This window comes from Mycobacterium sp. TKK-01-0059, from assembly GCF_000709305.1.
Taxonomy (GTDB): Bacteria; Actinomycetota; Actinomycetes; order Mycobacteriales; family Mycobacteriaceae; genus Mycobacterium; species Mycobacterium intracellulare.
In genome coordinates, this window is the sequence record NZ_KL446993.1 from 663,204 (window position 1) to 683,445 (window position 20,242).

The 20,242-nt window shown below is 69.0% G+C and carries 18 protein-coding genes; 8 read left to right on the top strand and 10 right to left on the bottom strand.

All coding sequences use genetic code 11. The annotated features are described in order from the left end of the window. The first annotated feature begins 121 nt into the window (after nucleotides 1-121). Entirely contained in the window at nucleotides 122-1,519 is a 1,398-nt protein-coding gene (locus K883_RS03395) for an HNH endonuclease signature motif containing protein (protein WP_036453711.1), read from the top strand. Nucleotides 1,520-1,534: 15 nt separating this feature from the next. Here the strand turns inward: K883_RS03395 and K883_RS03400 are convergent, their stop codons facing one another. Then, nucleotides 1,535-2,299 carry an SOS response-associated peptidase gene (locus tag K883_RS03400; protein WP_014712257.1) on the bottom strand — a complete coding sequence of 255 codons (765 nt, stop codon included), beginning with the start codon at nucleotides 2,297-2,299 and terminating at the stop codon, nucleotides 1,535-1,537. A gap of 123 nt (nucleotides 2,300-2,422) precedes the next feature. On the opposite strand from K883_RS03400, the gene aroA reads away from it, so the two are divergent. Together aroA and rsgA are read left to right on the top strand one after the other, a co-directional pair. Further along, on the top strand, nucleotides 2,423-3,742 hold the full coding sequence (aroA, locus tag K883_RS03405; protein ID WP_036453713.1) for a 3-phosphoshikimate 1-carboxyvinyltransferase: 1,320 nt from the start codon (nucleotides 2,423-2,425) through the stop codon (nucleotides 3,740-3,742). Next, nucleotides 3,739-4,722 (top strand): ribosome small subunit-dependent GTPase A, encoded by a 984-nt coding sequence (rsgA, locus tag K883_RS03410; protein WP_014712259.1) that lies wholly within the window; start codon nucleotides 3,739-3,741, stop codon nucleotides 4,720-4,722. Before aroA ends, rsgA begins: the two co-directional genes overlap by 4 nt. On the opposite strand, the gene K883_RS03415 is transcribed toward rsgA, so the two are convergent. After that, on the bottom strand, nucleotides 4,706-5,182 hold the full coding sequence (locus K883_RS03415; protein ID WP_014712260.1) for a winged helix-turn-helix transcriptional regulator: 477 nt from the start codon (nucleotides 5,180-5,182) through the stop codon (nucleotides 4,706-4,708). The two genes, rsgA and K883_RS03415, sit on opposite strands and share 17 nt — an antisense overlap. 92 nt (nucleotides 5,183-5,274) lie before the next feature. On the opposite strand from K883_RS03415, the gene K883_RS03420 reads away from it, so the two are divergent. The 4 genes from K883_RS03420 to K883_RS03435 all read left to right on the top strand — a co-directional run bounded on the left by K883_RS03420 (nucleotide 5,275) and on the right by K883_RS03435 (nucleotide 8,440). Beyond that, a complete protein-coding gene (locus K883_RS03420; protein WP_020823360.1) occupies nucleotides 5,275-6,450 on the top strand; it encodes a thiolase family protein in 1,176 nt (391 codons plus the stop codon). A 4-nt stretch (nucleotides 6,451-6,454) separates the two neighbouring features. After that, complete coding sequence (locus K883_RS03425) at nucleotides 6,455-6,949, top strand: DUF302 domain-containing protein (protein WP_020823361.1); 495 nt, start codon at nucleotides 6,455-6,457, stop codon at nucleotides 6,947-6,949. 61 nt (nucleotides 6,950-7,010) lie between these two features. Further along, nucleotides 7,011-7,619: a TetR/AcrR family transcriptional regulator gene (locus K883_RS03430; protein ID WP_020823362.1), complete on the top strand. Its 609-nt coding sequence runs from the start codon at nucleotides 7,011-7,013 to the stop codon at nucleotides 7,617-7,619. Further along, nucleotides 7,616-8,440 carry a hypothetical protein gene (locus K883_RS03435; RefSeq protein ID WP_020823363.1) on the top strand — a complete coding sequence of 275 codons (825 nt, stop codon included), beginning with the start codon at nucleotides 7,616-7,618 and terminating at the stop codon, nucleotides 8,438-8,440. Before K883_RS03430 ends, K883_RS03435 begins: the two co-directional genes overlap by 4 nt. Before the next feature lie 78 nt (nucleotides 8,441-8,518). On the opposite strand, the gene K883_RS03440 is transcribed toward K883_RS03435, so the two are convergent. The 4 genes from K883_RS03440 to K883_RS03455 all read right to left on the bottom strand — a co-directional run bounded on the left by K883_RS03440 (nucleotide 8,519) and on the right by K883_RS03455 (nucleotide 13,208). Further along, nucleotides 8,519-9,802, bottom strand: a complete 1,284-nt coding sequence (locus tag K883_RS03440; RefSeq protein WP_036455254.1) for a fatty acid desaturase family protein — start codon at nucleotides 9,800-9,802, stop codon at nucleotides 8,519-8,521. 86 nt (nucleotides 9,803-9,888) lie between these two features. Next, nucleotides 9,889-11,043, bottom strand: coding sequence for a ferredoxin reductase (locus tag K883_RS03445; RefSeq protein ID WP_036455256.1), 1,155 nt, complete (start codon nucleotides 11,041-11,043; stop codon nucleotides 9,889-9,891). A gap of 133 nt (nucleotides 11,044-11,176) precedes the next feature. After that, complete coding sequence (locus K883_RS03450) at nucleotides 11,177-11,692, bottom strand: DUF6912 family protein (RefSeq protein WP_008259748.1); 516 nt, start codon at nucleotides 11,690-11,692, stop codon at nucleotides 11,177-11,179. A 94-nt stretch (nucleotides 11,693-11,786) separates the two neighbouring features. Next, nucleotides 11,787-13,208, bottom strand: coding sequence for a WS/DGAT/MGAT family O-acyltransferase (locus tag K883_RS03455; RefSeq protein ID WP_036453717.1), 1,422 nt, complete (start codon nucleotides 13,206-13,208; stop codon nucleotides 11,787-11,789). 184 nt (nucleotides 13,209-13,392) lie between these two features. Here K883_RS03455 and K883_RS03460 point away from each other — a divergent pair, with 184 nt between their 5' ends. Then, nucleotides 13,393-13,950 (top strand): Rv3235 family protein, encoded by a 558-nt coding sequence (locus K883_RS03460; RefSeq protein ID WP_036453719.1) that lies wholly within the window; start codon nucleotides 13,393-13,395, stop codon nucleotides 13,948-13,950. A 56-nt stretch (nucleotides 13,951-14,006) separates the two neighbouring features. Here K883_RS03460 and mddA read toward each other — a convergent pair whose 3' ends face one another. The 4 genes from mddA to secA all read right to left on the bottom strand — a co-directional run bounded on the left by mddA (nucleotide 14,007) and on the right by secA (nucleotide 20,215). Then, complete coding sequence (gene mddA / locus K883_RS03465) at nucleotides 14,007-14,771, bottom strand: methanethiol S-methyltransferase (protein ID WP_179945042.1); 765 nt, start codon at nucleotides 14,769-14,771, stop codon at nucleotides 14,007-14,009. Nucleotides 14,772-14,862: 91 nt separating this feature from the next. Beyond that, on the bottom strand, nucleotides 14,863-16,419 hold the full coding sequence (locus K883_RS03470) for an HD domain-containing phosphohydrolase (RefSeq protein ID WP_036453722.1): 1,557 nt from the start codon (nucleotides 16,417-16,419) through the stop codon (nucleotides 14,863-14,865). Between the two features lie 33 nt (nucleotides 16,420-16,452). Then, the gene (locus K883_RS03475; protein WP_036453725.1) at nucleotides 16,453-17,199 is read right to left on the bottom strand and encodes a hypothetical protein; all 747 of its coding nucleotides are present in this window, start codon (nucleotides 17,197-17,199) and stop codon (nucleotides 16,453-16,455) included. A 187-nt stretch (nucleotides 17,200-17,386) separates the two neighbouring features. Further along, nucleotides 17,387-20,215 carry a preprotein translocase subunit SecA gene (secA, locus tag K883_RS03480; protein WP_008259756.1) on the bottom strand — a complete coding sequence of 943 codons (2,829 nt, stop codon included), beginning with the start codon at nucleotides 20,213-20,215 and terminating at the stop codon, nucleotides 17,387-17,389. Nucleotides 20,216-20,242 lie beyond the last annotated feature (27 nt).

Genomic DNA, 20,242 nt, shown 5'->3' on the forward strand with positions numbered 1-20,242 from the left:
TGCCCTACCCTGACCAGGTTTTCGGATATCGGAAACGTATATTGAAATCCCTTGTGCCACTGTGGTTTCAGTGGCCACAATGCGGGGTTTTCTGTCGGTGGCCCTCGATAGTTTGACGGGTATGAGTTCGGGCGGCATCATCGATCGGGACGCGATCAGCGCGGCCTTCGACGCCCTCGATGCCGCCATCGAGGGCGTGGCGGGGCTCAGTTTTGATGCGCTGGCCCCGCGCGAGTGCCTGGCGCTGTTGGAGCGCTGCGAAAAGGCGCGCCGCCGATTGCCGGTGCCCGAGCATGCGTTGATCAACCACCTGGCACGCCAGGCCAGCATCCAAGAACTCGGCGCCAAACTCGACCAGGCGATCGCCGACCGCCTGCGGATCAGCCACACCGAGGCCGGCCGGCGCATCAAAGACGCCGCCGATCTGGGCCCACGCCACGGCCTGACCGGTGAACCCTTGCCCCCGGTGTTGGCGGCCACCGCCGCCGCCCAGGCCCGCGGTGAACTCGGTGCTGCCCATGTGGCGGTGATCCGCCGATTCTTTCGCCGCCTGCCCGGCTGGATCGACTCGGCCACCCGCGAGCGCGTCGAAGCCGACCTCGCCGGCCACGCCGCGTATCACCGGCCCGACGAACTCGACGGCCTGGCCCACGTCCTGCAAGATTGCCTCAATCCCGACGGCCTCTTCACCGACGAGGACCGCGCCCGCAGCCGCGGGGTGACCCTGGGCCGCCAACGACCCGACGGCATGTCGGAGTTGCGGGGCCTGATCACCCCCGAACTACGCGCCACGCTGGAAGCCGTGGAGGCCAAACTCGGCGCCCCGGGCATGTGCAACCCGCTTGATGAGATGCCGTGTGTGGATGGCGCGCCCAGCCAGGCCGCCATCGACGGTGATACGCGCTCGGCTACTCAGCGCGGCCACGACGCCTTGTTGGCGGCGCTGCGTGGGCTGTTGGCTTCCGGGGAGTTGGGGCAGCACAACGGGTTACCGGCCTCCATCATCGTCACCACCACCCTGGCCGAGTTGGAGGCCGCCGCCGGGCGAGCCCTGACCGGCGGCGGCACCATCCTGCCGATGAGTGAGGTGATCCGCCTGGCCCGCCACGCGCATCACTACCTGGCCATCTTCGATAAGGGCAAGGCCCTGGCGCTCTACCACACCAAACGGCTGGCCTCCCCGGGGCAACGAATCGTCTTGTACGCCAAGGACCGCGGCTGCACCGCCCCGGGCTGCACCGTCTCGGGTTACTACTGCGAGGTGCACCACGTCACCGACTACGCCACCTGCCACAGCACCGACATCAACGACCTCACCTTCGCCTGCGGCCCGCATCACCGCATGCTCGACCCCGGCGGCTGGACCACCCGCAAAAACACCCGCGGCGACACCGAATGGAAACCACCACCCCACCTCGAACGCGGACAACCCCGCACCAACACCTACCACCACCCCGAAAAACTCCTCCACCACGAACACGACGACGACGAAGAAGCCGACAATCCAGGCGCGGCATAACCCGCGCGTGTTGCGCTAGAGAAGCCGTGCCTGCTCGGGCTCCGGCTCGGCCGGCTCGAGTAGCTGCGGGCCGTTGTTGCGCACGTTGTTGACCAGCGTCGACACCTCACGCGTGCGGATGGCGCGCACGTCGGGCGTGCGGGCCAGCAGTTTTTCGTCGATCGGGGCGTCGGGGTCGAGCCACCGGTCCCAATCGCGTTCGGGCATCACCAACGGCATCCGATCGTGGATCTGCGCGAGCTCCCCGGGCGCGTCGGTGGTGATGATCGTGCAGCTCAGCAGTGGCGACGCGTCCTTGGCCGGCTTCCACACCGACCACAGGCCCGCCATGAACAGCGGCTCGCCGTCCTCCCGGTACATGAAAAACGGTGTCTTGCGGGACTTCTTGCCGACCGCGGCGTCGGAATTGACCCGCCATTCGTAGTAGCCGTCCATCGGGATCAGGCAACGCTTGGACTTGGCGCTGGTCCGGAAGGCCGGCGAGCTGGTGACCTTGTCGGCGCGGGCATTGATCAGCATCGGACCCTTGGTTTCGGGCGCGCCGTCGGCGCCCGCCTTGGCCCACGGCGGCACCAAGCCCCAACGCATCAGCCGCACCCGCCGCGTCGGCTCGTCCTCGGGTTCGGAATGCCGGCTGACGACGGTCGCGATGGTCGAGGTCGGAGCCACGTTGTAGTTGGGCGCGCTCGAATCGGCGTCGGCGCCGGTGGTCTCGTCGATCGCCTTGATCTTCTGGGCCAACAGGGCCGGGTCGGTCGTGACCGCAAACCGTCCGCACATACCTCCATGGTGGCAGAAGCCACGGGACTCCTATGGGTGGCAGAGCCACGGAACTCCTATGGGTGGCAGAAGCCACCGAACTCCTATTGGTGGCAGCAACCGGTGACAGGCGATGATGGACCGGTGAGTACGTGGACGGCCCCCCAGGCACCGCAACCGGTGCACGCGACCGTGACCGTTCCCGGTTCGAAATCGCAGACCAACCGGACCCTGGTGCTGGCGGCGCTGGCGGCCGCGCAGGGCCCGGGGTCCCCGGGCTCGCCCAGGGGAGGCACCCCGACCATTAGCGGGGCACTGCGCAGCCGGGACACCGACTTGATGATCGGCGCGCTGCGCACGCTGGGCCTGCGCGTCGACGGCGACGGGACGGAGTTGACGGTCAGCGGCCGCGTGGTGCCGGAACCGATGGCACAGGTCGATTGCGGCCTGGCGGGCACGGTGCTGCGGTTCGTACCGCCGCTGGCGGCGCTCGCCGAATCGATCGTCGAGTTCGACGGCGACGAGCAGGCCAGGGCGCGGCCCATCGCGCCGCTACTCGACGCGCTGCGCGGGTTGGGCGTGCGGATCGACGGCTCGGGTCTGCCGTTTCGGGTCCTGGGCACCGGCGCGGTCCCCGGGGGCACCGTCGAGATCGACGCCTCGGCCTCGTCACAGTTCGTCTCCGGGTTGCTGTTGTGCGCGGCCTCTTTCGCCGAGGGGCTGACGGTGCGGCACACCGGTTCGGCGCTGCCGTCGGCGCCGCACATCGCGATGACGGTGACGATGCTGCGCCAGGCCGGCGTCGACGTCGACGACTCCGTCCCCAACCGCTGGCGGGTGCGACCCGGGCCGGTCGCGGCCCGGCACTGGGTGGTCGAGCCGGACCTGACGAACGCCGTCCCGTTCCTGGCGGCGGCCGTCGTCACCGGCGGCGCGGTGCGCATCACGGGCTGGCCGGCGAACAGCGTGCAACCCGCCGAGCACATCCTGGCCGTGTTGGGCAAGTTGAATGCCGTTGTCACCCAACATGATTCGTACCTGGAGGCGCGCGCCTCCGGGGACTACGGCGGTTTTGACGTCGACCTGCGCGCGGTCGGCGAGTTGACACCGTCGGTGGCCGCCCTGGCGGCGCTGGCGGCCCCGGGCTCGGTGTCGCGCCTGTCCGGCATCGCCCACCTGCGCGGCCACGAGACCAATCGGCTCGCCGCGCTGAGCGCCGAAATCAACCGCCTGGGCGGCGATTGCACCGAAACGCCCGACGGCCTGGTGATCACCGCGACACCGCTGCGGCCGGGCGTCTGGCGCGCGTACGCCGACCACCGGATGGCGATGGCGGGCGCAATCGTCGGGCTTCGGGTAGCCGGCGTCGAGGTCGACGACATCGGCGCCACCACCAAGACGCTGCCCGACTTTCCGCGGCTGTGGGCCGACATGCTGACCGCCCAGGAAGACCGCGGCATGTGAAGCCCGGCGACTACGACGAGTCCGACGTCAAGATCCGCTCCGGCCGGGGTTCGCGGCCGCGGACCAAGACCCGTCCTGAGCACGCCGACGCCCAGGCCGCCATGGTGGTCAGTGTCGACCGCGGCCGCTGGGGGTGCGTGCTGGGCGGCGACGTCGACCGTAGGGTCACCGCCATGCGGGCCCGGGAACTGGGCCGGACGCCGATCGTCGTCGGCGACGAGGTCGATGTGGTCGGCGATCTGTCCGGGCGGACGGACACGCTGGCCCGCATCGTGCGCCGCGGTGAGCGCCGAACTGTGTTGCGGCGCACCGCCGATGACACGGATCCGACCGAACGGGTGGTCGTCGCCAACGCCGACCAGCTGCTGATCGTGGTGGCGCTCGCCGACCCGCCTCCCCGCACCGGGCTGGTGGACCGGACGCTGATCGCCGCCTATGCCGGCGGACTCACCCCGATCCTGTGCCTGACCAAGACCGACCTCGCCCCGCCGGAGCCGTTCGCGGAGCAGTTCGTCGACCTGGATCTGACGGTGGTCGTCGCGGGCCGCGACGATCCCCTGCTCGCCGTGGCGGATTTGCTCGCCGGCAAGATCACCGTGCTGCTCGGGCATTCCGGAGTCGGCAAGTCGACGTTGGTGAACCGGCTGGTGCCCGACGCGGACCGCGCCGTCGGCGACGTGACCGACATCGGCCGGGGGCGGCACACCTCCACGCAATCGGTCGCGCTCCCACTGGCGACGTCGGGCTGGGTGATCGACACGCCGGGCATCCGCTCCTTCGGGCTGGCCCACATCCAGCCCGACGACGTCATGATGGCGTTCTCGGATCTGGCGGACGCCATCGACGACTGTCCGCGCGGCTGCGGGCACATGGGCCCGCCGGCCGACCCCGAGTGCGCGCTGGACACACTGACCGGGCCCGCCGCCCGCCGCGTCGCGGCCGCCCGCCGGCTGCTGGCCGCCCTCAACCACGCTTCTTAGCCAGCCGCATGCCGAGCTCATCCGGCGGCACCAAATGTCCCTCGGCGCACCGAATTTCGACGCCGACCTCGGCACCGCAGCCCACGTGTGTCAGCCGCAGCCGGTGGCGCCCCGGCAGATGATGCCTACCCCACTCGAACATCGCCCACACCACGGGCATGAAATCGATGCCCGCCTGGGTGAGCACATACTCGTCGCGGCTGCGCTGACCGGGCTCCCGATAGGGCTGGCGCCGTAGCAGACCCAGCTCGACGAGCTCGGCCAGCCGCGCCGAGGTGGCGGCCTTGGTGATGCCCACCCGGCGGGCGAAGTCGTCGAAACGCGTGGTGCCGTAGTACGCCTCGCGCATGATCAGCATCGCGGATTTGGTACCGACGACCGCCATCGTCTTTTCGATCGCGCACTCACCCACCGCCGACCAGGCGTCGCGGTCGGCCAGCGGCCCCTGCAGCAGTGTCATCTAAATCACCTCCCCAGCTGGGTTGCTTTCATCATACCGAGGTGTTTATCTGAGTACAGCTTGATATACCCAGATGGACTCGAGGAGGAGCCATGACCCGCGACGCCGTCATCGTCGGAGCAGTGCGCACGCCCATCGGCAAGGGCAAGGCCAGCGGCGCGCTGCACGGTGTGCTGCCCGCCGACCTGCTCGCGCACAGCCTGCGCGAGCTGGTGACGCGCACCGGCGTCGATCCGGCACAGGTCGACGATGTCATCGCCGGCGCCGTCACCCAGGTCGGGGACCAGGCCGTCAACATCGCCCGCAATGCCCTGCTGGGCGCGGGATTCCCGGAGACGGTGCCCGGTGTCACCATCGACCGCCAGTGCGGCAGCAGCCAGCAGGCCATCAGCTTCGCGGCACAGGGTGTGATCGCCGGTGCCTACGACCTGGTGATCGCCGCCGGCGTGGAATCGATGGGGCGCGTCCCGATGGGCAGCCAGGTGTCACCGGGCAGCAACCCGTTCGGCGAGGGGATGGACGCGCGCTATCCCGACGGCCTGGTGCGCCAGGGCATCAGCGCCGAACTGATCGCCGCGGAGTGGGGCTTTTCGCGCACCGAACTCGACGAGTTCTCCGCCGGCAGCCACGAGAAGGCGGCCCGCGCCACCAAGGACGGGCTGTTCGACAACGAGCTCATCCCGATTGCCGGGCTCGCCACCGACGAGATCATCCGCCCCGGCACGACGGTGCAGACGCTATCCGGACTGCAGCCGGCGTTCTACAGCGAGGCGGCCAAAGCCCGCTTCCCGCAGATCAATTGGGAGATCACCCCGGGCAACTCGTCACCGCTGTCCGACGGCAGCGCCGCGGTCATGATCACCAGCAGCGAGGTCGCCCGGAAACTGGGCCTGCGCCCGCTGGCCCGGATCCACACCACCACCGTGGTGGGCTCCGACCCGCTCTACATGCTGACCGGCGTCATTCCCGCCACCGAGAAGGTGTTGTCGAAAGCAGGGCTCACGCTGGCCGACATCGACCTGTTCGAGGTGAACGAGGCGTTCGCGCCCGTGGTGCTGGCCTGGGCGCACGACACCGGAGCCGATCTGGCCAAGACCAACGTCAACGGCGGGGCGATCGCGATTGGTCATCCGTTGGGCGCCAGCGGCGCTCGCATCATGACGACGCTGGTGAACGCTTTGGAGCAGCGCGGTGGTCGGTATGGGCTGCAGACGATGTGCGAGGGCGGCGGCATGGCCAACGCCACCATCGTCGAGCGACTGGGGTGATCCGATGACTGAGATCACGTTCGAGGGCGTGCGAGTGCGCTACGACAGCGCCAAGAGCTACGACGCGCTGGTTGCTGCGCTGCTCGCCGACATCGGAGAAAGCCCGGTGCCGATCGACGACATTACGACGACGACCGGCGACTGGCAGGAATACGAGGATCTGATCCAAAACCACGCCGGCCCAAACGGATTCATGTTATTCGGCACGGTCGACCACGGCGCCTGGATCGCCAAGGCCGGCATCGACCGCAAGGCGTTGCGCGTCATCCTGGGCAACCCGTTGATCGCCATCACCATGCTCCGCCACGACGTGACCGCGGGCCTGTTCGCTCCCGTCGAGCTGCTGCTCACCGACGAGGGCGACGATGGCAGCAGCGTGACCTACGTCAAACCGTCGTCGCTCATGGTCGTCGAGCCCAATCCCGAGTTGCTCAGCGCCGCTGAGCAACTCGACGGCAAGCTGGCGGCCCTGGCCGAACAGGGGGCCGGCGGCTCCTGACGACCCAAATTCGCTGACGCCCGTCATTGACGGGCGTCAGCAATTGGCGTACCGTGCCTGCATGGCGTCGGCACGCACAGCATCCTCGGCCAACTCTGCAGCCGCGAGCGCCCGGGAGGCCCGGCGGCTCGAGACGCGGGCGCGCCTGTTCGACGCGGCGTTGTCCGAGATCTCGCAACGCGGGTTTGCCGCCGCCGACGTCAGCGCCATCGCCGCCGCGGCGGGCGTGGTGAGGGGGACGTTCTACTTCCACTTCCCCACCAAGGAGCACGTCCTTATCGAGGTGGAGCGCAACGAGGAGACCCGGATCATCAGCGAACTCGGCGATGCCACGGGCGATCTGGCCTCGGTGCTGTCACAAGTTGTACAGCACGTTCTCCGTACCGAACGCCGGCTGGGCGACGCCGTTTTCCGGGACATGCTCGGGTTGCATTTCTCCTCGACCCGTCCGGTCGAAGACGAATTGACGCAGCATCCCCTCGCCCAGTTCCTGGTGAGCGTGATCGGCCGGGCCCAAGACGAGGGACAGGTGCACGCCGACGCCGACCCGGCGGAACTCGGAACGTTCTTCCTCACCGGGCTTTTCGCGCTGCTGTCCACCGGAGCGCACGACGAAGCGCTGTTAAGCCGTTACGTGACAACGATTGTCAAGGGAATGGAGAAACGATGAATCGCACGGGCATCGAGGGCTACCGGGACTTCCTGGCCCGCCGCGACGGCGAGGCCGACCTGCTCAACAGGCGGCTGGCGAACCGAGAGCGGTTCTTCGGCGAACTCGAGGCCAACCCCGTCCGGTCGGCCCATCCCGCCGACCGACAGACGTTCCTGCGCAACCTGCGCCGCCGGCGACCGGAACCCGGCCTGGACCCCAAAATGCTGTTCCTGCTGGCGACCGCCAAGCTGAATCAGGCCGAGCGGTTCGGCGTGGGACTCGGCGAAACCTATGGGCGTAACAGCGACGAAAGCCTGCCGCCCGAGAACGTCTACCTCGAACTCGAGGAGCACTACCACACGCGGCTGCTCGCCTACGCGCTGGACGTCTTCGATCTCACCTTCCAGGTTGTGCCCCCGCCTTTCGTGATGCGCCAATTCGTCAAGACGGGCGTATTTCTGCCCGAACGGCTCGGCTTCCTGTTCGTCGGGGCCGCAGAGATGGCCGGCTGCATCATGTTTGACGAACTACGCCGCGTCGGCGGAAGGCTCTTCGCCGACGAACCCGATGTTGCCCAGCGAATCGAATTGCTCTACAGCGAAATTCTCACCGACGAAATCGGCCATGTCGGCTACTGCGCGTCACGCTGCACCTCCGCGGAGCGGGCGATCATGCGCCGCATCTACCCGTTCATCGGTCGGCTTTTCGCGCGCCAGACCGCGGAGATCGGCCTGCTCGTCAACAAGGAGGCGTTGGCCGCGCGGCTCGACCGGCCCTTCGACGTCGACGAACTCACCGCCGACCTGGGCAACGAGACCTACCTCGTCACGCATCCCTGACGACGCCCGCGGCGAGCGTGCACTCAGCGGGAGAAATCAGCGAAGCATTCGCAGTGGGTACGCGTTCGGCGCGCTGGCCTAGGCGGCCAGGTCGTTGTCGGGGTGCCGGGCCGCGTCCGCGCGCTTCCCGCGCCGCCAACCGCGCACGGCGGCGATCGCGGACTTCAAACCGCGGCGGCGGCCGGTGGCCGGATCGGTACCCAAAAAACCCGGCTCGAGTTCGTCGAACATCCGCTCGCTGCGAGTCTCCGGGGCGTTGTCGGCGTCGTCGCGCAGGTACTTGTTCGGCAGCGACAGCTTGGCCAGCGTGCGCCACGTCTTCGCGTACTGGAACAGGAAAGACCCTGTGGTGTAAGGCAAGTCGTACTTGTCGCAGACCTGGCGCACCCGCAGCGAGATCTCGTGCAGCCGGTTGCTCGGCAGATCGGGATACAGGTGGTGCTCGATCTGGTGGCACAGGTTGCCGCTCATGAACCGCAGGGCCGGGCCGGCCTCGAAGTTGGCGCTGCCCAGCATCTGGCGCAGATACCACTGCCCCTTGGTCTCGCCGATCATGTCGGTCTTGGTGAATTTCTCTGCGCCGTCGGGGAAATGGCCGCAGAAGATCACCGCGTTGGCCCACACGTTGCGAATCACGTTGGCAAGCGCGTTGGCCTTCAGCGTGGACATGTAGGTGGCTCCGGGTGACAACGAGGTCAGCGCGGGGAACGCCACGTAGTCCTTGAACACCTGGCGCCCGGCCTTGGCCAGGAACTCGTCGACCCGTTCCCGGGCTTCGTCGTTGTCCATGCGTCGCTTGGCGATCTTGCCGAGCTCCACGTGCTGCAGGCCGACGCCCCACTCGAAGAGGAGCGCCAGCAGGGTGTTGTACACCAGGTTGAAGATGTTGAAGCGCTTCCAGCGCTGGTCGCGGGTGACGCGCAGCAGGCCGTAGCCGACGTCGTCGTCCATCCCGAGGATGTTGGTGTACTTGTGGTGCACGAAGTTGTGGGTGTAGCGCCAGTGCTTGGACGACCCGCTCATGTCCCACTCCCACGTCGAGGAGTGAATCTCCGGATCGTTCATCCAGTCCCACTGCCCGTGCATGACGTTGTGGCCGATCTCCATGTTCTCGACGATCTTGGCCACGCCCAGGGTCACCGTCCCCGCCCACCAGGCCGAGCGCCGCGAGCTGGCGGCCAGCAGCAGCCGGCCGGTTACCTCGAGCGCGCGCTGGGCCGCGATGGTGCGGCGGATGTAGCGAGCGTCCCGCTCGCCGCGCGAGTCTTCCACGTCCTGGCGGATGGCATCGAGCTCTACGGCCAGGTTTTCGATATCGGCGTCCGTCAGATGGGCGAATACGTCGACGTCACTGATCGCCATCGTCGTCATCTCCCTGCGGTCGTTTGTTCGGTACTAGACCTACGCTATCGTAACCTACGAATCCGTAGGTTACCTGTGAGTAGCCTTTAAATGTCGAGCACGCAATCGCCGGACGCGGCCGACACGCAGGTCTGCACCCGGGTCCCCGGGTCGTGCTCCTGGCCGGTTCGCAGGTCGCGGACGTGGCCCTCCACCAGGCCGACCACGCAGGACTGGCAGATACCCATGCGGCACCCGAACGGCATCTGCACGCCGACGCTCTCCCCCGCATCCATCAACGACGTCGCGGCGTCGGCGGCGACGGTGCGTCCGCTTTGCGCGAAGGTGACCGTCCCACCCGCACCGGCGGGCGCGGCCTTGGACACCGCGAAGCGCTCGAGATGCAAACGCTCGGCGATGCCCGCGGCCGACCACACGCGCTCGGCCGCGGTGAGCAGGCCCTCCGGCCCGCAGGCCCAGGTCTGGCGCTCGCGCCAGTCCGGCACGTCGGCGTCCAGCGCGGACAGGTCGAGCCGGCCCTGGGTGCGCGTCTCGCGCAGCTGCAACCGATAGCCCGGGTGGTCGGCCTGCAGCGCGGCCAGCTCGCCGCGAAACATCACGTGCGATTCCGTGGGGGCCGAATGCAGGTGGGCTATGTCACCGATTTGGTTGCGGCGCACCAGGGTTCGCAACATCGACATCACGGGCGTGATCCCGGAGCCGGCGGTGAGGAACAGGATCGAGGCGGGTGCGGGGTCGGGCAGGACGAAGTTGCCCTGCGGCGCGGCCAGCCGGACGACGGTGCCCGGTTCCACGCCGGCCACCAGGTGCGACGAGAGGAAACCCTCCGGCATCGCCTTAACGGTGATGGTCACGGTGCGCGCCGAACCGGGGCGCGCGGGCGTCGCCGCCGGGGTCGAGGTCAGTGAATACGACCGCCAGCGCCAGCGCCCGTCCATCAGCAGTCCGATGCCGATGTACTGGCCCGGCTGGTAGTCGAAGTTGAAGCCCCAACCCGGCTTGATGACCAGGGTCGCGGAATCCTCCGTCTCGCGACGCACCTGCAGGACGCGTCCTCGCAGTTCGCGCGCCGACCAGAGTGGATTGGCCAGGTGCAGATAGTCGTCGGGCAGCAGCGGCGTCGTGATGCGCGCGGCGAGCTTGCGCAGGGCGTGCCAGCCGGGATGCCGGTCGGCACCGGCGACCACGGGCCGCTTGGTGTCGACGACGTTGCCCGCGATCGATGGGTTCCGTTTGCCCAGAGGAAGCTCCTGCTCACGACGTGGCGCTTTACTTACGCTCACATTGTGATCGATTCTGTGTGCTTCACGAAACCTACGGTACCGTAACCTACGGTGTCGTAGCTAGCGCTAGGGGCGGGAATGCCTCACAGCGTCACATCAGCTCCAGCAAAAACGGCAGCTCCTGGTTGGCGTACCAGGCCAAGTCGTGATCTTGCGCGTCGCCGACGATCAGCTCGGCGTCCTCGTCGCCCAGGTCCGCGGCGTCGACGGCCTCGATGGCCCTGGCCACCGCCTCCTCGGCAGCCGCGTTGTCGACGTACGCGGCGATGACGTCCTCGATCGGGACCGCGCCGGGCAGCCTGACGACGGCGTCGTCGAGGTCGGGACGGTAGGTGACCCCGGATGCGTCGAAGTCGACGTCGGCGGCCAGCACCGCGCGGCGCGGCGGCCGGGAATCCGAGGGCGCTTCGCCCGCCAGCAGGCGCAGAGAGGCCAGCGCCGCCTCGCGCAGCGCCACGTCGGCGAGCTCGTCGTCGTCGCCCGCGGCGTAGGCCTCGCGCAACTTTGGCGTCAGCGCGAACGCCGTGCCGCTGACCGGGCGCAGCGAGCCGTCGGCGACGAGCTGCTGCAGCATGGCCAGCGTGGCGGGGATGTAGACGACGGTCATGTTGGCTAGATCGGCGTGGAGGCGTCGGAGATCGTGGGCGCGGCTGGTTTCACAGCAACGAAGGATAGCCGCACGCAGGGGTTTTCACCGCCGGCTAGGACCGGGAAGCCTCCAGCAGCTCCTCGAGCGCCTGGCTCAGCAGTCCCGGCAGCAGGTCGACGTCGCTCATGGCCTCGCGGTCGGCGTTGATTCCGTAATAGAGCATGCCGTTGTAGGACGTCACGCCGATCGCCAGCGCCTGGTTCTGCAGCAGCGGCGGCACCGTGTAGGTCTCCAGCAACTTGGTGCCGGCGACGTACATCTGCGACTGGGCCCCCGGCGCGTTGGTGATCAGCAGGTTGAACGTGCGCTTGGAGAAGCTCGGGAAACTGGTCGCGACGCGGATTCCCATGGCGTGCAGCGTGGGCGGGGCGAACCCCGACAGCGTGACGATGGTCCTGGCGTCCACCAGCTGGGCGGCGGTCGGGTTGGACTCGGTGGCGTGCGCGATCTGCGAGAGCCGCACCACGGCGTTGGGCTCCCCCACCGGCAGGTCGACGAGGAAAGGCATGACCTGGCTGATCGCCTGGCCGGGGCCGCTCGCGTCGAGGTCGCCGTCGTCGTACACCGACAGCGGCGCCATCGCCCGCACCGTCGCCGTCGGCGACACCGCCACCCCGCGCGACATCAGCCAGTTGCCCAGCGCGCCGGCGATCACCGCGAGCACCACGTCGTTGACGTCGCAGTCGTAGCGGGCCCGCACGGCGCGGTAGTCCTCGAGGCTGCCGGTGGCGACGGTGAACCGGCGATGGCGCGAAACGGTGGCGTTGAGCGGGCTGCTGGGCGCGTCGCCCCGGGCCAGGGTGCGCACGAAATCGAACGCCCGGCGCCCGGCGCCGACGAGCTCGCCGTAGTTGGTCACCAGGCCGCCGATCGCGGACCCGACGGCCTGCAGCTGCGCGCTCGGACCGGTCAGCCACTCGCCGATCGCACCCAGCACCAGCCGGGTGTTGCCCGGGTCGCGTTCCGGAATCCAGATGTCTTCGGGGGCCGGGGGCGGGCGCCTCGTCCGGTCGCTGATGACGTGGTTGATCTCCAGCGCCGCCATCCCGTTGATCAGGGCTTGATGCGATTTGGTGTAGAGGGCGAGCCGGTTCTTGGACAGGCCCTCGACCAGGTACATCTCCCAGAGCGGCCGCGACTTGTCCAGCGGCCGCGCGGCCAGCCGCGCGATCAGTTCGTGCAGTTGCCCGTCGCTGCCCGGCGAGGGCAGCGCCGAGCGCCGCACATGATAGGTGATGTCGAAGTCGGCGTCGTCGATCCACACCGGCCGGGCCGTGCCGACCGGCACCTCGCGGACCTTCTGCCGGTAGCGCGGGATCTGGGGCAGCCGCTGCTCGACGGTGGCCAGCAGCGTCTCGTAGCTCAGCCCGGCCCGCGGACGGCGCAGGATGGCCAGCGATCCGACGTACATGGGGGTGGCGGTGTTTTCCAGCCGATAGAACGACGCGTCCGGCGGGGACAACCGGGTCACCATACGGCGCAGTCCTCCTCGTCGATTCATCGCCCTGTCGCCTCAAGCGATGTCTGGCCAACGGTAATCGTCCGGCCCGCGGCGCACGTCGGCATGGGGACGCGCGATGGCGACTTATGCCATGATGACGACTGTCTGCCCCTCTCCAGCAGGCTTCCGGTCCGGCCGAGAAGTTGGAGAGTGCGCGTTGAACACTAGCCCCGTTGCGAATCCATCCGGCGCTTTCAGCGTCACGCCGGTGGTCGACTACGAACCGGAAACCCAGGATGTGCCGCGCACCGTCCCGTCGTGCCGGCCGTCCTCGCGCACTCCGCTACGCCGCCGCGGCGGCCACGCCACGCCCCGGCCCTACACCGGGCAACTCAGCAGAGCGCCGGGCCCGGTCATGTCCCCTCGGATGCGCCAGGCGGCGACCTTCGCCGACGCGGCACTGCGGCGCGTGCTGGAGGTCATCGACCGGCGCCGCCCGGCCGCCCAGCTGCATCCGTTGCTGTCGCCCAGCCTGGTGGATTCGGTTGTCGCGGTGGGGCGTTCGGTGGCCGGGCGGGCGCCCGGCCACGCGGGTGCCGCCGTGTTGCGGCGCATGCGACTGCAGCCGGCGGGCCACCGGGACCCCGACGCGGCCGCCGAGGTCTTCGGCTCCTACAGCCGCGGGAACCGGGTCCACGCCATCGCCTGCCGGGTGGAGCAGGTGGGCGCGGCGAGCGGGGCGAGGTGGATGGTCGTGGCCCTGCACATCGGGTGACCGCACCGGTCACCTCGCCGCGAGCGGCCGTCCGCGGTGAACCGCTCGCCCGAAAGCTAATGCAGCTCCGCCGGTTGGGCCGGGTCGCGCCGCGGGCGGTGTCCCAGCGGCAGCAGCATCGGCACCCGGCGACGGTAGTCGCGATACTGCTCACCCAGCGCCTCCACCAGGTCGTGTTCCTCCAGGTGGGTGGCGACCAGGATGTAGCCCGTCATGGCGACCGAGAACAGCAGGTGTCCGGCCGTCATCGTGGGCACCGCCCAGAAGACGATCACGAAGCCGAGCATGAGCGGGTGGCGCACCAACCGGTACAGCATCCGGGCGTGAAAACCTATGTGCGTGTAGGGTTTTCCGCGCCACGCCAGATACACCTGGCGCAGGCCGAACAGGTCGAAGTGGCTGACCATGAACGTCGCGGCCAGCGCGATGGCCCAGCCGAGCCAGAACAACGTCCACAGCGCCAGGCGCCCGGCCGGTGGCCGCACGTCCCAGACGACGGCCGGCATCGTCCGCCATTGCCAGTAGAGCAGCACCAGCACCGCGCTGGACAGCACCACGTAGGTGCTGCGCTCTATCGCCGACGGCACGATCCGCGTCCACCACGCCTTGAACGACGGCCGCGCCATGACGCTGTGCTGGACGGCGAACACGGCAAGCAGCCCGATGTTGATCAGCACCGCCTCACCGATCGGCGCCGGCAGGCCGTGATCGACGGTTCGCGGCACCCAGAAGTTTCCCAAGAACGCCACGAGGTACAGAAATGCGGCAAGAAAGAGCAGGTAAGCGGCGGCGCCGTAACCGACAATCAAGAATCGCTTCATTCGCTGATTGTGCGCCTCGCCGGCGCGTTTGAACATGGGGCGGATGCCTCATTTTCGGCCGCGCACGGCACGTTTCCAGACGCCCGTCGGGTTAGCTGGGCACCGGGTTCACCAGACCGTGCCGCAGCGCGTACATGCTGGCGCCGATGCGGTTCGAGACGCCGATCTTGGCGTACGTCCGCTCGACGTGGTTGCGGGCCGTTTTCTCGCTGATCACCAGCGACGCCGCGATCTCCTTGTTGGACGCGCCGCGGGCGACCAGGCACAGCACCTCGACCTCCCTGGGGGTCAGCCCGTCCGGCCGCAGGTTCGGTCGTTGCGCGGGTTGTCCGGCCGCGTGCAACACCGCTTCGACCGCGACCTCGTCGAGTTCGCCGGCCTGCGCACGCCCGCGCAGCCGGCGGGCCGCCGCGCCGGCCGACATCGGCTCCCGGTACGGCCTCGGCTCGCGGGCGGACTGGTAACAGACGGCGGCGGCCAGGATGCGGTCCGGCATGTGCAGCGCGGGCCCGGCCAGCCCGCGCGGATATCCCGCGCCGTCGAGGCATTCGTGGTGATTGCCGGCGACCTCGGCCAGCCGGCCCAGGCCGGGGACCTGGTTGAGGATGCGCACCGTCAGATACGGGTGCAGCCGTACCCGCTCGAATTCCGATGCGCTCAACGGGCCTTGCCGGGACCAGATGTGATTCGACACCCCGATGCGGCCGAGGTCATGGACGTGGCCCGCGCGCCGGGTCAGCGCCACCGCGTCCGTGTCCATTCCGGCGGCCAGCGCGGCGTCGCCCGCGAGCCGGGCCACCGCGCGCGAATGCCCAAGGGTGAACGGGCATTTCAGGTCGACGAAGTCGCCCAGCGCGACGAGCAACGCGTCCAGCGACGCATCGTCAAGCCGCTGATGGCGATCGGGCGCCTCGCCCAGCGCCGCCGCCCACGCATCGCCTGCGGGCGGTCCCGCCAGGATCGCGTCGGCGTCGCGCAGGAACGCGTCGGCAACCCGGGGATCGAACTGCCCGCCGCGCCGTCCGCTCACCATGGCCACGGCGCCGGCGACGCCGTACGTGCGGTGATGAACCTCGACCATGTCGGCGAGCTGCGCGATGCGCATCTGGATGGGGATGGTCTCCCCCCGCGCTCCCGCGGGCAGCCCGCCGCCGTCGTAGCGCTCGAAGGCGAACGCGAGCGCGGCCTGCACGTCGGGACTCAACCCGATCCGGTCGGCCAGCAGCGCCGCCGACGCGCAGTGCGAGTGGATCAGCCGGGAGATGTGACCGCGCGCGTTGGCGAAAAGCGTTGCCAGCACGGCCATTCGATGCGCGAAGGGCTGGCCGCGGCCGACGTTGCTCGCCAGGAAGCGCAGGTACGGGATCCCGGACCAGTCGACCAGATAGGAATCGTGGCGGACGGCGATGTCGTCGCCGAACCAGCGCGCGTATTCGTGGGAGTCCGCGTGACAGCCGACCCACATGATCAGCGTGGTGTAGTAGGCGCAGTCGCGCTCGTCGGCGCACAGCCCGAGCCGGTCGGCGAGCCGGGTCGCGATGAGCGCCGCGCGCAGCATGTGCTCGGCGGGTTGGCCGAGGCCGAGATCGATCGCCACCGACAACGCCGCGAGCAGCTCCGCCCGCGTCGGTAGTTCGGACTCTGGCATGAGCCTCATTGTGCCCAGCCGGGGGCCGCGGGGTCACCCGATTGCGGCGGTGCGCCGCACGGCCTCGTGCCGGGCGGCGTCGAAGCTGTCGAAATGCCCGGAGCCCACCGCGAACACGCCGCGTTGCGGCGGTCGGAAGCCGGCCAGCCGCGCCTGCGGGCGCAGCGGCCCCACCGGCCCGAGGTCCACCTCGCGCAAGACCGCGCGCGAGTGTCCCACCGCCCACACCTGTGCGGGCGCGATCATGAATCGCTGGCCGTTGGGCGCGGTTCCGGCGAGCCGGATCCGCCCGGCCCGCAGCGTCGGCCCGGCGACGCGGCCGAGGACGGCCAGGGCCGCCCGGTTGGTCCACGCCCAGGCGGGCAACCGCGCGCCGACCGCGCTCATCAGCCGCGTCGACCACGTGGCGTGCAGGTCGATCTGCCAGGCCAGCAGCCCCGGGATGGCGACGAACAACGACCACGGGGTGACCCACGCGACGTCGATGTTGCACTGGACCGCGTCGCGGCTGGTCGCCGCGCTGAAGAAGCGGGCGCAGCTCTGCGGGCCCGGCGTGGTCGCGTAGAAGGTCCAGGCGCCGTGGGGGTCGCGGTGCCACACCGAGCGATAGCCGGGCGAGAACGACGTCGCCGGGAACTGCCGCAGCGCCAGGTAGTGCCCGCTGGCGAAGGGGAGCCCCAGCACGCCGAATCCGACGAATCGTTCGTCATCTCCGGCGGGCAGGACGGGGTGGTGCAGGACGGCGGTGGCGGCGTCGAGGGGGGTGCGTGCTGTGGTCATCCCTGGATGGTCCGCGCGGCCACCGCCCCGGCGCATGGGGCGGATGCCTCAAATTCGGCGCGCCCGGTTCGCGAGCGCCCGGTTCGCGAGCGCCCGGTTCGCGAGCGCCCGGCCAGTCGGGCGTTGGGCCGCGAGCGCCCGGACAGTCGGGCGGCGGGCGGAAAGCCGAAAAGGCGAGTGCGCCCCGCTAGCGCCGCTTCACCGATTTGGGTGGTTTGGCGCCGCGACCCTGTTGGCGCGCCGCCGCTCGCCGCTCGCGACGGCTGGCCCCGGCGGGAACCCCCGCCGGTGTCTTGGCGTCACCGCCGTTGCGCTGCACCTGCGCCGAGCCGTCCTCCGAGGGGCCGGAATAGGTGAGCGCTGGCGCCTGGTTGTCAATCCCCTTGGCGCGCAGCGTACTTGGTGCCTCTTCGCGCACGGCGGTCGTGGTACCGCCCTGCTGGGCGGCCGCGGCGGTGGCGAATTCCTCGAGCCCTTCGGGCGCCTCGACTGGGGCGACCTGCGGGGTGGGCACCGCCTCGACGGTCACGTTGAACAGGAAGCCGACCGACTCCTCTTTCATGCCCTCGAGCATGGCCATGAACATGTCGTAGCCCTCGCGCTGGTATTCGACCAGCGGGTCGCGCTGGGCCATCGCGCGCAGCCCGATGCCCTCCTTGAGGTAGTCCATCTCATAGAGGTGCTCACGCCACTTGCGGTCGATGACGTTGAGCAGCACGTTGCGCTCCAGCTGACGCATCGCGCCCTCGCCCGCGATCTCCTCGAGCTCGGCTTCCCTTGCGGCATAGGCGTTTTCGGCGTCTTTGAGTAGCGCCTCGAGCAGCTCCTCGCGGGTGAGGTCGTCGCGCTCGGAGTCGGCGTCGTGGTGGGTCAGCGGCGCATGGTCGATGCCCACCGGGTACAGCGTCTTCAGCGCCGTCCACAGGGATTCCAGGTCCCAGTCCTCCGCGTAGCCATCGGCCGTCGCGCCGTTGACGTAGGCGGTGACCACGTCGCGGACCATGTCCAGCGCCTGCTCCTTGAGGTTCTCGCCTTCCAGGATGCGGCGGCGCTCGGCGTAGATCACCTTGCGCTGCTGGTTCATCACCTCGTCGTACTTGAGGACGTTTTTGCGGACCTCGAAGTTCTGCTGCTCCACCTGGGTCTGGGCGCTCTTGATCGCCCGGGTGACCATCTTCGCCTCGATGGGCACGTCGTCGGGCAGGTTCAGCCGGTTGAGCATCGCCTCGAGCGCGGCGCCGTTGAAGCGGCGCATGAGCTCGTCGCCCAGGGACAGGTAGAAGCGTGACTCGCCCGGGTCGCCCTGCCGGCCGGAGCGGCCGCGCAGCTGGTTGTCGATGCGCCGCGACTCGTGCCGTTCGGTGCCCAGCACGTACAGGCCGCCGGCCTCGATCACCTCTTCGGCCTCCTTGGAGGCCTCCTCCTTGACCTTCGGCAATTCCTCGTGCCACGCCGCTTCGTACTCGTCCGGCGTCTCCACCGGGTCGAGGCCGCGCTCACGCAGCCGCTGGTCGGTGAGGAAGTCGACGTTGCCGCCGAGCACGATGTCGGTGCCTCGACCGGCCATGTTGGTGGCCACGGTGACGCCGCCGCGGCGGCCGGCGACCGCGATGATGGTCGCCTCCTGCTCGTGGAACTTCGCGTTGAGCACGTTGTGCGGGACGCGGCGCTTCTGGAACTGCCGCGACAGGTACTCGGAACGCTCGACGCTGGTGGTACCGATCAGCACCGGTTGGCCCTTTTCGAAGCGCTCGACGACGTCGTCGACGACCGCGATGTACTTGGCCTCCTCGGTCTTGTAGATCAGGTCGGACTGGTCGGCGCGGATCATCGGCTTGTTGGTGGGGATGGGCACCACGCCGAGCTTGTAGATCTCGTGCAGCTCGGCCGCCTCGGTCTGGGCGGTACCGGTCATGCCGGCGAGCTTGTCGTAGAGCCGGAAATAGTTCTGCAGCGTGATGGTGGCCAGCGTCTGGTTCTCGGCCTTGATCTCCACGTGCTCCTTGGCCTCGATGGCCTGGTGCATGCCCTCGTTGTAGCGGCGGCCGTAGAGCACGCGGCCGGTGAACTCGTCGACGATGAGCACCTCGCCGTCGCGCACGATGTAGTCCTTGTCGCGGTTGAACAGCTCCTTGGCCTTCAACGCGTTGTTGAGGTAGCTGACCAGCGGCGAGTTCGCGGCCTCGTAGAGGTTGTCGATGCCGAGCTGGTCCTCGACGAACTCCACGCCGAGCTCGTGCACGCCGACGGTGCGCTTGCGCAGGTCCACCTCGTAGTGGGTGTCCTTTTCCATCAGCGGCGCGAGCCGGGCGAACTCGAGGTACCAGTTGGAGGCGCCGTCGGCGGGGCCGGAGATGATCAGCGGGGTGCGGGCCTCGTCGATCAGGATGGAGTCGACCTCGTCGACGATGGCGAAGTTGTGTCCGCGCTGGACCAGGTCGTCGAGCGAATGCGCCATGTTGTCGCGCAGGTAGTCGAACCCGAATTCGTTGTTGGTGCCGTAGGTGATGTCGGCGTTGTAGGCCACCCGCCGCTCGTCGGGCGTCATCTGGGCCAGGATCACGCCGACGTCCAGCCCAAGGAAGCGGTGCACGCGGCCCATCCACTCGCTGTCACGTTTGGCCAGGTAGTCGTTGACGGTGACGACGTGCACGCCCTTGCCGCCGATGCCGTTGAGGTACGCCGGGAGCACCGAGGTCAGGGTCTTGCCCTCACCGGTCTTCATCTCGGCCACGTTGCCGAAGTGCAGCGCCGCCGCGCCCATCACCTGCACGTCGAAGGGGCGCTGGTCGAGCACCCGCCAAGCCGCCTCGCGGGCCACCGCGAAGGCCTCGGGCAGCAGGTCGTCGAGGCTCTCGCCGTCGGCGTGCCGCTTCTTGAACTCGTCGGTCTTGGCCCGCAACTCGGCGTCGGTGAGCTTCTCGATCTCGTCGGACAAGGTGTTGACGTAGTCAGCCACCCGCCTGAGACGCTTGAGCATGCGACCTTCGCCAAGGCGCAGCAACTTCGACAGCACAGCTATGTCCTCTACGGTTTGATCGCC